Consider the following 12419-nt stretch of genomic DNA (forward strand, 5'->3'; position numbering starts at 1 on the left):
CTGCTCAGCCTTGGCCGACGAGCCCGCCAGAGGGGCGGCATGCAGAAAAACCGTTTGATAACGGCGAGAAAAATTAAATCCACAAAAGGTTCACGATGGAAACATTCTTCACCATATTGATCTTATTGCTCACCGTCTCGTTGTCCGGCGTCGTGACGCGCATATTGCCCTTCCAAATCCCGCTTCCGCTGATGCAAATCATCGTTGGCGCCGTGTTGGCCTGGCCGCAGTTTGGGTTGCATATCGACTTCAATCCCGAGCTTTTCTTGATGCTGTTTATTCCCCCGCTGCTGTTCGCCGACGGTTGGAAAACGCCGGCGCAAGAGTTCATCCATTACGGCAGAGAAATCCTTTGTCTGGCCCTGGTGCTGGTGATCATCACGGTCGTCGGGGTGGGTTATCTGATCCACTTCCTGCTCCCGTCAATCCCCCTCGCCGCCGCATTTGCCCTGGCCGCCGTTCTGTCGCCAACGGACGCCGTGGCGCTGTCCGGCATCGTCGGTAAAGGACGCATGCCCAAACCCGTGATGAGCGTAATTGAAGGGGAGGCGCTGATGAACGACGCCTCCGGGTTGGTTTCCCTCAACTTCTCCATCGCTGTCGCGCTCGGCGCGATGGCGTTTACCCTGGAGAGCGCCTTTCTGACCTTTCTTCAGGTATCGATTGGCGGGGTGCTGTGCGGCATCATTATTGTCTTTCTCTATAATCAAATGGTTAAGTTCATCCATAAATGGATGTATAACGATTCCGCCACCCAGATTATTTTCTCGCTGTTACTGCCCTTTTCCTGCTATCTGATTGCGGAAAGAATCGGCGTATCCGGCATCCTGGCCGCCGTCAGCGCCGGCATGATGATTGGCCAATCCAAAGTGAATCGCAGCATGCCGCTGGTGCGTTTACGCACCAATAATATTTGGGAAATGCTCGAGTTCGTGTTTAACGGCATGGTGTTTATTCTGCTTGGGCTGCAGCTGCCGGGCATCTTGAACTTCACCGTGGCGCAAACCGGTATCGATCATTCCATCAGCCTGGAGACACTGCTGGCTTACGTGGTGATCATCTATTTTAGTTTGATCGCCGTGCGTTTGATTTGGCTGTGGCTGATGAAGGTCGGCAGCGCGACCCTGATGCGCAAAGATCCGCTGTTATTTTCGAAATTCAGCACGCGCGATCTGTTCGTCGCCGCCTTTGCCGGGGTGCGAGGGGCGGTGACCCTGGCGGGCGTGCTGTCAATTCCGCTGTTTCTATTGGATGGCTCGCCATTCCCGGGGCGGTATCAGCTGGTGTTTATCGCCTCGGGAGTCATCTTGCTGTCGATCGTCGTCGGCATCGTCACGCTGCCCTTCCTGTTGCGCGGCAATCTGCCGCCGGAAGAAGATCAGGAAGAGGCTTTCTCCGTTTCAGAAGCCTTGGCGAGCGCGGCGACCAAGGCCGTCAACGAAACCAAGGAAAAGCTGCTCGTCGCCCCGCCGGACGACGCCACGCCGGAACTGATTGAAGAAACGACGCGGCGGATGCTGGACGTGCTGCAACGTAAAATTCTGACTAAAGAAGACGTTAAGAATATCGTGGCGCTGAAGCGGCTGGAAAAGCAGCTGTACTTAGCCTCGTTGCACGCGGAAAGAGAAGAGCTGTATCGGCTGCGCCGCATGAAGAAAATCAGCCATGAGAAACAGAGAAAGCTGCTGCATCGCATTGATATTACTGAGGTGCTGATCGCTGAAGACAGCGTTTAAACGAGGAGATGAAGGCGGTTCGCCCCCCGCCTTCGGCGCGCGATTGCCGGCCCAACGCCGTAATCGCGCGCCGCAATCGAACGGGAGCTCACGCCACGCCCGCCGTTCGGCTATCTGTGGTACCACGCCTTGAAATACTTCAAAAAGCTGTAGGACACCGCGTAAACGCCGGTCACAGCCCCGACCCGGCCCGCTTTCCAGGCGCCGCTGAAAATGTACCACTTGAAAAATGCGCCGATGGCGCTAATCACCCCACGGAGAATCGATGGCCTTATCGCCTTGTATTTCACCACGCGCGCCGTATAGCTGTTCAGCTTGACAAACACTTCCTCGATTGAGAAAAAAGTGTCGTGTTTAACGTGCCCGGCCAGTATCAAGGTGGATGTGCCCCCTTCCGCCGCATCATCTACCGGCGCATCATTGAACTTCACCACCTGGCGATGAAAAAAGCGAATGGGGAAATCCGGTGACGAGACGGGATAAAGCGTTCTGACCGCCTGTCCCAACACAAACCAATCGCGACGAATGCGATAGGCGTTATTTTTGTCGGGGCCTGGGGTGCGCTTGAAAAGCCGCATCGCGTCGACCGCTTCATCATCCATGATCTCATCGCTGTCCAGGCACAAAACCCAGTCATATCGCGCGCGGGATATGGCGTAATTCATTTGCCGGCCATGGGTTTCAAACGGGTGATAAAGAGGCTTGATATTGAAGTCGTCGCAAATGGCCAAGGTGCCGTCAGTACTGCCCGAATCCACCACGATGATTTCATCGGCGAACGCCGCCACAGGTTGCAACACGTCACGCAGCAGGCGCGATGAATTAAACGTCAATAAACACACGGAAATCCGGTTACAAAAATCCATTTTACAATCCACGACACTGAGAAAATGCAGTCCATGCCAAAAACGGCGGGCGCACCGTGCAAAAGCGCGCGCCCAAAGCGCTTCTCCTGCCCCGAGCGCCTCTTCAATTAAGTATTTAGAATATTGGCTGCCCTGTCATGCCCTGGATGATGGCATCTGACTATTTCATCAATTTCAATAAAATCAACGATTAATCCGAATTTAGCTCAGGCGTTCACCGCACCGGCTCACGCGCCGGCGGGCGCCGAGCGCGAGAGCGGCGCTTGGCGGCGCTTTGGTTTTGTTATAACGTATCAAAAAAAGTAAAGGGAAGACGACGATGAAAATCCAGCTGTCGCTGCTGTTTCTCAGCCTGTTGGCCGGCAAGGCTGCGGCGTTTCAGTCAAAAGTGCCCGAGCCACGCACCGAACAGGCGCGTGCGGCGGAACAGAACATCGAAAATCTGTTTTACGGCTTTCACGCTATGGATGCCCAGCCGGTGAATATCGGCCGCTGTGAGGCGGTGCCGGTGGCGGGATGCCAGTGCGCCTTCTGCACCCAGCTGCGGCAGGCCGGGCGCTGACGCTTTTATTCCAGCGCATACTGCACGATCAGCTGCCCTTTCTTCATCTTTACGCCGGTAATCGCGATCGCGCCCACCTCGCCCAACGTGGCGACATGCGTGCCGCCGCAGCCGTAGGCGGGCAGATCGCCGAAACCGATCTGGCGCATCCCGTCCACCGCCTGTTGGCGACGCGGCAAATCGGCGGCGATCAGGCGCGCCAGCTCCGCGTGTAAAAACGCCGCCTCCAGCGTCTGTACGTCCGGCCCCGGCGTGAACGTGATGCGCCCTTCTCCCGGCCAATGATGCGCTTTCATCGGCCGCCAACCGCGGGTTTCCCCCAGCCAGCCGATCAGATGGCCGCCGGAGTGCCAGCGGGCGTGCAGCCGGCGTTGCGCTTCGTCGACCTGCATATTGACCGGCCCGATCGGCAGCGGCGCCGCGGTATAGTGCAACACCCTATCCCCCTGCTGCTGCACCCGCAACACGGCGACGCCGTTCAACGCTCCCACGTCGGCCGGCTGCCCGCCGCCCTGCGGGTGAAACAGCGTGGCGTCCAGTTCCACGGCGTAAGCGCCCGCCTCGGCCGGCTCACAGCTCAATACCTGCGCCTGGCCCTGTAAATCGTCGCTGTAGTAATAACGTCGCTCGGTCATCATTTTTCTCCTCGGTTCGAAGAGCCATTATATTCATGTCATAATCGGAGCATAATCCGTCGCCATCACAATGGACCTTTGCGTCATGAGCACAAATCTTTCTTACGCGCTGTTGGCCGAAATGGCCGTTTTCGTCCAGGTCGTGGAGAGCGGCAGCTTTTCCGCCGCCGCCCGCAAACTGGGCGCTTCACCTTCCGCCGTCAGCCGCAGCGTGGCGAAGCTCGAACAGGCGCTGGCGCTGCAGCTGCTGCATCGCACCACCCGTAAACTGCGGCTGAGCGAAAGCGGCGAAGAGGCGTTTGCGCACTGCCGCACCCTGCTGGCGGCGGCCGACGCGGTGATGGCGATCGGCGGGCGCGGCGCCGCAGAGCCCGAAGGGCTGGTCAGCGTCAGCGTGCCCAAGGCGGTAGGCCGTTTCGTGCTGCATCCGCACATGCCGGCGTTCCTGCGACGTTACCCGAAGGTGGACGTGAGGCTGCGGCTGGAAGATCGTTATATGGATCTGATCGACGACCGCGTCGATCTGGCGCTACGCATTACCGATCGCCCGTCGCCGGGCTTGATCGGCCGTCAGCTGATGCGAATAGACCACCTGCTGTGCGCCACGCCGCACTATCTGGCGCAGCACGGCGCGCCGCAGCACCCGCACGATTTGGCGGCGCACAGCTGCATCTATCTGGGAGAAACGCCGAGCGACGCGCAATGGAAGTTCCGCCGCAGCGGCAAAACGGTGACGGTCAAGGTGCGCGGCCGCTACGCCGCCAACCACACCGGCGTGCGGCTGGACGCGGTGAAACGGCATATCGGCATCGGCAGCCTGCCGTACTTTACCGCCCGCCAGGCGCTCGACGAGGGCGAGATCGTGCAGGTACTGCCGGAATGGGATTTCCTCAGCAGCTATCACGGCGGCCTGTGGTTGCTTTACGCGCCCAACCAGTATCTGCCGCCCAAACTGCGGGTGTTTATCGACTATCTCGTCGCCTGCCTGGCGCAGGAGCCGCAGCTAAAGCGCCTTGCGTAGCGTGATGTTGATGCGGTGCGGCCCCACCAGCGAGTGGTAGCCTTCCTTGACCGGCAGGATGCCGTGGAAACAGAGCCGCGACGGGCCGCCCCACACCACCACGTCGCCGTGCGCCAATGGGATGCGCCGCGCCCGGTCGCTGCGTTGCAGCCCGCCGAACTGAAACACTGCCGGCAACCCGAGCGACACCGAGACGATCGGCGCGCCGAAGTCGTGCTCGTCTTTATCCTGATGCAGCGACAGCTTGCTGCCCGGATCGTAACGGTTCATCAAACAGGAATCCGGCACGAAGGGGCCAAAGCCCGCCTGCTGCGCGGCTTCGTCCGCCAACGCCATCAGAATAGGCGGGATCGGCGGCCAGCGTTTGCCGCTGCGCGCGTCGCGTTCCGAGTAACGGTAGCCGCGGCTGTCGCTGGTCCAGCCGTTGCCGCACCAGCTCATCGCCACCGACATCACGTGCCCGCCGGGGGTGGTCAAATGCTGCCACGGCACCTGCGCCACCACGCCCTGCACCGCCGCCAGCAGTGCCGGCCCGTGATCGCGCACAAAGCCGTGCATCACCACCGCGCCGGGGGCGATCTCTTCACGCCACGGCGGCGGCAGCGCGTCTTCAAAAAGATCGATTGTCATCGCCAAAGCCTGTATGAATACACAGTATCCATTGTAACCCGCCGCCGCCGATTGTCCAGCGCCCGGCTGCGCCATTGTCGTTGGCGGCAAATTTCTCTACAGTAGCCGCCATAAAATCAATCACTCACCAGGAATGCGTGTGATTAAGGGCATCACTCTTTCGGTCGTCGCCTCCATCTTGTTCGGCGCGATGTATTACTTCACCTCTACCCTCACCCCGCTGAACGGCGAACAGGTCTACGGCTGGCGCACGCTGCTGACGCTGCCGTTCCTGACGCTGTTCATGGCGCTGTCCGGCGATTGGCGCAAGGTGAGCGACACGCTGGTCGGGATAGGCCAACGGCCGCCGCGTCTGCTGGGCCTGCTGCTCACCTCGGCGCTGCTGGGAGTGCAGCTGTGGCTGTTCCTGTGGGCGCCGCTGCACGGCAAGGCGCTCGACGTGTCGCTCGGCTATTTTCTGCTGCCGCTGACCATGGTGCTGGCGGGCCGTTTGATCTACCGCGATCGGCTGTCGCTGCTGCAAAAACTGGCGGTGGCGTGCGCCGTGGCGGGGGTGGGCAATGAACTGTATCAGGCGGGCGGCGTATCGTGGCCGACGCTGGTGGTAGCGCTGGGGTATCCGCTCTACTTTATTTTGCGGCGGCGTTTCGGCACCGACAATCTCGGCGGCCTGTGGTGCGAGCTGACGCTGATGCTGCCGGCGGCGGCCTGGTTCGCCTTCGGCGACGGCGGCGCGGCGGCGCTGCAGATCAATGCCGAGCTGTATTGGCGCATTCCGCTGCTCGGCGTCATCAGCGCCGTGGCGCTGGTGTGTTACATCCTCGCCAGCCGCATGCTGCCGTTCAGCCTGTTCGGCCTGCTGAGCTATGTGGAACCGGTGCTGCTGGTGCTCGTCGCGCTGCTGCTCGGCGAGAGCATCAGCCAAAGCGAATGGCCAACCTATCTGGCGATCTGGCTGGCGGTGCTGCTGCTGGCGGCGGAGGGCGCGCGGCACCTGCTGCGCCGCCAGCGGGTCTGACTCAGGCGGCCAGCGTGGCGCCGCCGTCGATCACGATGTCCTGCATGGTGATGTGGCTGGCCAAATCCGAGGCCAGGAACAGCACCGCGTTGGCGATCTCATCCGGGCGGGCGATTTTGCCCAGCGGGATCCCCAACTTGAACATCTCGGGGAAGCCGGCGATGGTGCGTTGCTGCGCATCGTCGGTCTGCCACATGCCGCGCTGCATCGGCGTGTCGGTCGAGCCCGGCGACACCAGATTGCACCGCACGCCGAACGGCGCCATCTCCAACCCCACGCAGTGGTTCAGGCTGGTCAGCGCCGCCTTGGAGGCGCAGTAGGCCGCCATCTGCGCGCGCGGCACGTGCGCGGCGTTGGAGCCGATGCTGACGATCGCCCCGCTGCGCTGCGCCTTGAAGTGCGGCAGCACGGCGCGGAACAGGTAAAACGCCCCCGAGGCGTTGACGTTGATGCACTGGTGCCAGTCATCCACGCTCAGATCTTCGGTATTGCCCATGCGCAGAATGCCGGCGGCGTTGACCAACACGTCCAGTCGCGGGTTCTCCGCCAGCTGTTGGCGGCACACCGCCTCCACCTGCTCCGGCCGGCTGATGTCCAACGTCACGCAGGGGTAAGGCAGATCCGGATTGGCGAATTCTCGGTCAAACCCCACCACCTCGGCGCCCTGGGTTAAAAAGTGGCGGGCGATCTGCTCGCCGATGCCGCGCGCCGCGCCGGTCACCCACACGCGTTTGCCGGTGAAATCCATCTGAATGCTCATGCGCGCACCGCCATCCGGGCGCACCGCCGGGTCATGTTGTTGTTCATCGTTGTCTCCTGCGAAAGGCTATGACGCGGCGCGGACTGCGCCGCAAAGAGGCCTACAGCGCGCCGCTGTTCAGGCCGAAAGCGTTGAGCATGGTGCCCAGTTTGGCGGTGGTTTCCATCCACTCGGACTGCGGCGTCGAGGCGGCGACGATGCCCGCGCCGGCGAACAGCCGCACCCGGTTGCCGCGCAGCAGCCCGCTGCGGATGACGATCGCCCACTCGCCGTCGCCGTTGGCGTCGCACCAGCCGACGATGCCGCTGAACAAGCCGCGATCGTGCGGTTCCAGAGCGGCGATCAGCTGGCGGGCGCTTTCGGTCGGGAAGCCGCACAGCGCCGGCGTCGGATGCAGCAGGCAGGCCAGCTGCATCACGTTGAGATCCGGATTCAGCAACTCGCCGCGAATGCGGGTGGACAGGTGCCACATGGTGCCGGTGCTGAGCAGCGACGGGCCGCTGGGTACGCTCAGGGTGGCGCACAGCGGCGTCAGATGCCGACGAATATCGTCGATCACCAGCTTGTGTTCGTATTTGTCTTTGGTCGAGCGCATCAGGCGCTCGCTGCCGAGGCGATCCTGCTGCGGATCGTCCTGCCGGCGCGCCGAGCCCGCCAGCGGATTGGTGTGGATCTCGCCGCCCTGCTTGCGGATCAGCAGTTCAGGGCTGGCGCCGATCAACACGCTGCCATCGGCCAGCGGCAGGGAGAAGTGGTAACCGGTCGGGTTCTGCACCATCAGGTTATTGAGGATCCGGTGGCCGGCCACCGGCTGCTCCAGCTCGATATCGAGGATGCGCGACAGCACCGCCTTGTCCAGCTTGCCTTGTTTAAAGCGGCTGACCGCTTCCGCGACCGCGTGTTTGAATCGCGGTTCGTCTGGAATACTGGTGCAGGCGACCAGGCGATGCGGCTGTTGCAGCATCGGGCGCGCGGCGCGGATAAAGCTGTCGTTGGCGACGAATCGGCTTTCTTCAGGTATATACAGGCAGGAAGGCCGGCGCGTGTCGAACGGAATGGCGCCCACCACCACCGGAGCCGCCTGGCCGGCGGCTTTGGCGCGCGCCAGCGCCTGGCGAATATGCTGCGCCAGCGCGCTGCCTTCCTGCTCGCCGCCGAACGCCGGCGTCTCGATACGCTCAAACACGCCGTGGGCGGAGAGGGAACGGAATTCTGACCGGTACAAAAAGGTCGATTGTTCGGCGTACTCAAACCCGGAGAAGGTTTGGTTTTCTGTCGTCAGTGTCGCCACAAGACCACTCCTTTGTTGCGCCTCACCAATGATAATGTTTATGCGAATAATTATCATTAGCTGTAAAGGGTGGGTAAATTACACCGGATCCCCACCGTCGGTCAATCTCCGATGAATGAATCTTTCCGCACGCCGCGGCAAATTCGCGTTACGCCACAACAAGAAATAACACACTGTTATTATTGTGTTTTAGCAAAAAATAAAAGTCGTGACATCGTCACCTTCACGCCAAAACCGCCCGGCGAAACGCCGTCCGGCGCAGCAATGCGGCGTCAACGTGGTGAGCAGCGCCAATTCGAACGTCTGCCGCTGCGCATCCACCGCCACCATCCGCGCATCAAGAAAATCGAAATATCGGCGCACCTGCGGGTACAGCGCTTTGAACAGGCTCTCTTTGGCGGAAAACGTCAGCGTCAGCAGCTCGTTGAACGGCAGCGTTTCGCCCAGCAACGTCTCGCGCTCCACCGGTGAAACGATCGCGCTCCACAGCTCCTCCGCTCGCGCCACGGACAGCAGCGTCTCCACATCCAGCCCAACGCCGCCCAGCCCGCTCTCTCGGTGTACGGCGCACAACGCGGTATGCGAATTATGGCTCAGCGCCCCGGCGATGCCCGGCGGCCACTGCGGCGCGCGATCTTCGCCGCGCGCCAGGGTGAAGTCGGCGAAACCGAGCGGCGCCAGCAGCTGCCGTGCCAGCACACGCCCGGCCAGATACTCCGCACGGCGTTTCGGCACCGCGCGCGCCAGATGGTCCGGCAGCGCAAATCCCGCCTCGGGAAAACTGTCGTCGCGATACTCCGCCAGCGCAAACTGGCAGCACGCCACCTGGCCCGGATAGCCGTCCGGCGTGAAAAATTCGATATTGCGGATAAAAGTGGGCAACGGCGGTATCCATGATAAGCAGGCAGGCTGATGATGTTAGCCCCCGAAACGGCCTGCAACAATGACCCTGGGCAAAATAAATGGCGTTAAGTCCCGCGCGGCGGCGCGTTGGACGAAGTGGGAAAAGGCCTCTCCCCCGCATTCGGGAGAGAGGCCGGGCATTACAAGATGCCTTTCATGGTCTTCTCGAAATCGCTCCAGGCGCAGAAGCCGTCTTTATCGATCGGGCAGCCTTTCAGCGCCAGCGTCACGCGCTGCGGCGGGGTTTGCAGCGTCAGCGGCGTCGCCTTGCGCAACTGCTCGGTGGACTGATAGACGTACTCGATCTTCAGCAATTCACGGTCGTTCTGCGCGTCGCGCCAACGCTGGAATACCAGTTTGCCGCCGATCGGCGTTTTCTCGTACTGCTGCGGCAGCTGATACGGCTGGAACTGCATGGCCGACAGCAGCGAGGCGATATTGGAGTCGTGGCCCACCAGCACCGTCAGCTTCGGCGCGTCCGGTTTGCGCTCGCCCAGCAGCGCGTTGTTGATGTAGGTCAGCAGCGGCTTGGCGACGTTCTGCGCCACCACCGGCGAGGTGAACAGCGAATCCTGATAGCCGTCTTTCAACTGCGCCAGCTGCTGCCACTGGTGCGGCGTGGCGATTTTGCCCCAGGCCACCTCTTTCATCGGGAAACCTTCGTAGTACTGCAGCATAAAGGCGTCCACCAGCGAGTTGCCCACCCGCAGCGGGCCGGAGACGCCCGGCTCTTTGCCCGGCACCGCGCTCATCACGCTGGCTTCTTTGTTCAGGTCGCAGTGTTTGTCGGTCTTGCAGGCGGCGGAATCCTTGTAGTCGATGATCTTCGCCAACTGCTGATAAGAGGCGTCCAGCTTCAGCGATCCCAGCGCGGCGTTCATCGCCGCCAGCGCCTGCTGGTTGAAGGCTTCGCTGGTGTCGGTGATGATCGGGTTGAAGGTCGGATCCATCTCGCCCATCTTGTCCTGATGGTGCACGCTGACGTCGCAGCCGGGGAACGCGCCATTGCTGAAGAACTGCGCGGTGGCCACCGTGCGCTGCAGGCTGTTGGCGTAGACGTACACGCTGCCGGCGGTCGGGCAGCCCTCTTGCGGCAACAGGCCGGTCTGCTTCAGCCAGGCGTTGAAATAGTGCCCCATATACACTTCCAGCACCCCGCCCTTGGTGGTCAGCTGGCCGCCCGGCGTTTCCCAGGCCGGCCAGGCCTTCGGCGTGGACTGCGCCAGCACGCTGCCGTTGTTGGCCAGCGGCGCGCGCAGGTTATGGCGGCTCATCACCAGCACCTGTTCCAGTTGATAACCACCGGCGTCCGCCAGCGCGTTCCCGGTGAATAACAAAGGCAGGCACAGCAATAACGTTTTTTTTCTCATCCGCAGAGGCTCCCGGAAAATGATTATTTTTAAGGTGTTAGCGTTTGCCTGCGTATGATGGCGGGGTTAGTGTGACAAGTGTGTGACAGGGTTCACGGGAAAAGATCGTACCAGCGGCCACCGGGCGGCGGCCGCTGTGCGTCAACTCAGTACCACAGGCTCATGATTGGCCAGCCGATCAGCAGCAGCGCGGCGATGTACACCACGCCGAGAATGCCCCCCAGGCGCCAGTAGTCTTTCGACTTCACATAGCCGCAGCCGTAGATGATCACCCCTGGCCCGGTGGCGTACGGCGTCAGCACGCCCATGATGCCGATCGACAGCACCAGCAGCATCGACAGCTGCTCCATCGGCACGCCCGGCAACCCTTTGCCGACCGCCAGGATCACCGGCAGCATGGTGGCGGTGTGCGCCGACAGGCTGGCAAACAGGTAGTGGGCGAAGTAGAACACCAGCACCAGCGCCACTACCGTCATGTTCGGCGAGAAGCCGTCCAGGTGGGTGCTCATGGTCTGGGCGAACCAGTCGATAAAGCCGGAGCGCGTCAGGCCGTTGGCCATCACCACCAGCGTCGCCAGGTTAACCAGCGTATTCCAGGCGCTGGAGTATTTGGTAATGTCTTTCCACGACACCACGTGCAGCGCCAGCATCAGCGACACCGCCAACAGGCACACCGCGGTGGCGTCCAGCACCTTGCCGCCGAACACCCACAGGCACAGGCTGAGCAGCACCAGGCCGATCAGGGTGTACTCCTTGCGCGTCAGCTTACCCATTTCCCCCAGCGCGGTATTCGCCCAGGCGGCCACTTCGCTGCTGTGGGTCACGCCCGGTTTGTAGAGGTAGTAGGAGATCAACGGCGCGATGATCAGCAGCAGCAGGCCGACCGGCAGGAACGCCAGGAACCACTGCATCCAGCTGATGTGCACCCCGGCTATCTTGCCGACGAACTCGATGCCCAGCACGTTCGGCGCGGCGCCGGTGACGAACATCGAGGAGCTGATGCTGGTGCCGACCACCATCATCCACATCAGGTAGCCGCCGATGCGGCGCGAAGAGGGATCGTTAGGGAAGGAATCGAACAGCGGCGGCAGGTTTTTCACCACCGGGAACACCGTGCCGCCGGTGCGCGCGGTGTTGGACGGCGTGAACGGCGCCAGCAGGATATCGATGATCACCACCGCATAGCCCAGCGTCAGCGTGCGCTTGCCCATGAATTTCACCAGGAACAGCGCGATGCGCCGCCCCAGCCCGGTGGCCTCGTAGCCCAGCGCGAAGATAAAGGCGCCGAACACCAGCCAGACGGTGGTGCTGGAGAAGCCTGCCAGCCCCCATTTCAGCGCCTCTTTACCGGCCTTGAAGCCCGGCTCCGCCAGTTCCTGCGCGCCGAACAGCACCCAGTTGGCGCTCAGCACGCTGACGGTCACCGCGATAAAGCTGATGGCGGTGGCCGGGATCGGCTCCAGAATCATGCCGACGATCATCGCCACAAAGATGGCGAAATAGTGCCACGCCTGCGGCGGCATGCCGTCGGGCACCGGTATCAATAACAGGATCGCGAGCACCGCCAGCGGCGCTATCGCTTTCCAGATCTTTTCCTGGGTTTGGGACATAGGGACTCTCCTGAAGG

The 12419-nt window shown here is 61.8% G+C and carries 12 protein-coding genes; 4 read left to right on the forward strand and 8 right to left on the reverse strand.

The genetic code is table 11. From position 1 onward, the window contains the following. The first annotated feature begins 95 nt into the window (after positions 1–95). The gene (locus ACUTQY_RS03545; RefSeq protein WP_016927100.1) at positions 96–1736 is read left to right on the forward strand and encodes a Na+/H+ antiporter; all 1641 of its coding nucleotides are present in this window, start codon (positions 96–98) and stop codon (positions 1734–1736) included. Between the two features lie 110 nt (positions 1737–1846). Here the strand turns inward: ACUTQY_RS03545 and ACUTQY_RS03550 are convergent, their stop codons facing one another. Then, positions 1847–2602, reverse strand: coding sequence for a glycosyltransferase family 2 protein (locus tag ACUTQY_RS03550; RefSeq protein WP_046687411.1), 756 nt, complete (start codon positions 2600–2602; stop codon positions 1847–1849). Positions 2603–2921: 319 nt separating this feature from the next. On the opposite strand from ACUTQY_RS03550, the gene ACUTQY_RS03555 reads away from it, so the two are divergent. Next, a complete protein-coding gene (locus ACUTQY_RS03555) occupies positions 2922–3164 on the forward strand; it encodes a hypothetical protein (RefSeq protein ID WP_015378427.1) in 243 nt (80 codons plus the stop codon). A gap of 5 nt (positions 3165–3169) precedes the next feature. Here the strand turns inward: ACUTQY_RS03555 and ACUTQY_RS03560 are convergent, their stop codons facing one another. Beyond that, complete coding sequence (locus ACUTQY_RS03560; RefSeq protein ID WP_033651838.1) at positions 3170–3799, reverse strand: serine-tRNA(Ala) deacylase AlaX; 630 nt, start codon at positions 3797–3799, stop codon at positions 3170–3172. A gap of 85 nt (positions 3800–3884) precedes the next feature. Here ACUTQY_RS03560 and ACUTQY_RS03565 point away from each other — a divergent pair, with 85 nt between their 5' ends. Next, positions 3885–4820, forward strand: a complete 936-nt coding sequence (locus tag ACUTQY_RS03565) for a LysR family transcriptional regulator (protein ID WP_047574552.1) — start codon at positions 3885–3887, stop codon at positions 4818–4820. On the opposite strand, the gene alkB is transcribed toward ACUTQY_RS03565, so the two are convergent. Continuing rightward, positions 4803–5450 carry a DNA oxidative demethylase AlkB gene (gene alkB, locus ACUTQY_RS03570; RefSeq protein ID WP_033643703.1) on the reverse strand — a complete coding sequence of 216 codons (648 nt, stop codon included), beginning with the start codon at positions 5448–5450 and terminating at the stop codon, positions 4803–4805. The genes ACUTQY_RS03565 and alkB overlap by 18 nt on opposite strands. A gap of 139 nt (positions 5451–5589) precedes the next feature. On the opposite strand from alkB, the gene rarD reads away from it, so the two are divergent. Next, a complete protein-coding gene (rarD, locus tag ACUTQY_RS03575) occupies positions 5590–6468 on the forward strand; it encodes an EamA family transporter RarD (RefSeq protein ID WP_033643705.1) in 879 nt (292 codons plus the stop codon). Between the two features lies 1 nt (position 6469). Here rarD and dhbA read toward each other — a convergent pair whose 3' ends face one another. The 5 genes from dhbA to ACUTQY_RS03600 all read right to left on the reverse strand — a co-directional run bounded on the left by dhbA (position 6470) and on the right by ACUTQY_RS03600 (position 12402). Beyond that, positions 6470–7228, reverse strand: coding sequence for a 2,3-dihydro-2,3-dihydroxybenzoate dehydrogenase (gene dhbA, locus ACUTQY_RS03580; RefSeq protein WP_039565253.1), 759 nt, complete (start codon positions 7226–7228; stop codon positions 6470–6472). Between the two features lie 100 nt (positions 7229–7328). After that, complete coding sequence (locus tag ACUTQY_RS03585) at positions 7329–8519, reverse strand: isochorismate synthase (RefSeq protein ID WP_047025376.1); 1191 nt, start codon at positions 8517–8519, stop codon at positions 7329–7331. A gap of 189 nt (positions 8520–8708) precedes the next feature. Next, positions 8709–9401, reverse strand: coding sequence for a 4'-phosphopantetheinyl transferase family protein (locus tag ACUTQY_RS03590; protein WP_084710300.1), 693 nt, complete (start codon positions 9399–9401; stop codon positions 8709–8711). A 161-nt stretch (positions 9402–9562) separates the two neighbouring features. Continuing rightward, on the reverse strand, positions 9563–10792 hold the full coding sequence (agp, locus tag ACUTQY_RS03595; protein WP_342188159.1) for a bifunctional glucose-1-phosphatase/inositol phosphatase: 1230 nt from the start codon (positions 10790–10792) through the stop codon (positions 9563–9565). A gap of 146 nt (positions 10793–10938) precedes the next feature. Then, the gene (locus tag ACUTQY_RS03600) at positions 10939–12402 is read right to left on the reverse strand and encodes an anion permease (RefSeq protein ID WP_033643712.1); all 1464 of its coding nucleotides are present in this window, start codon (positions 12400–12402) and stop codon (positions 10939–10941) included. Between the last annotated feature and the right edge of the window lie 17 nt (positions 12403–12419).

The organism is Serratia sp. TSA_130.1 (genome assembly GCF_052691795.1).